The following is a 545-nucleotide window of genomic DNA, read 5'->3' as shown; positions in this document are numbered from 1 at the left end:
TAAGGACCCCGGGCTTGCGTCGTGCCCTTGGCCCGCTCAGCCAGGTTGGAGCGCGAGACGTCGAGCACTTCGGCGAACCGCTTCATCGGGAACCGCCCTTCGGCAACGACAGCGGCCGTAACGTCTGTTTTTTTGCCTGTGACTTGGCCAGCGCCTCACGGAGGATCTCGTTCTCCATGGTCTTGCGGCCAAGAAGGCGTTCGAGCTCGCGCACCCGCACCTCGAGCTTGCGCACCTCCGAGTTGCCGACGACCGGCTCGTCCGATCCCACCGCCGTCACGCCTCCTTCGCTCATCAGGTGCCGCCAGCGGTAGAGAAGGTTCGGCGCCACGCCATTGCGCCGGGCGACCGAGGAAACGGTCTCGCCGGGCTCGAAGCTCTCCCCGATGATCCGCAGCTTCTGCTCCGTCGACCAGTAGCGTCGACGCGCCGTCCCCGTGATCACCTCGATCCGTCGATAGTCCGCCGACATAAGCCTGTCCTCAAGGATATCCTTGAGCCTTCCTGCTTACGCTGGGCGTCCGGTCGAAACGGGGGGCAGTTCA

General features: G+C 65.0%; 1 pseudogene. It reads right to left on the bottom strand.

Annotated features, from left to right (window positions below):
* Window positions 1–472 (bottom strand): annotated as a pseudogene (locus ACUN0C_RS20225) (transposase); the annotation flags it as partial.
* Between the last annotated feature and the right edge of the window lie 73 nt (window positions 473–545).

Source organism: Faunimonas sp. B44, from assembly GCF_052655945.1.
Note: the sequence above shows the minus strand (reverse complement) of the source record. Positions and strands in the feature narration are given on the sequence as shown.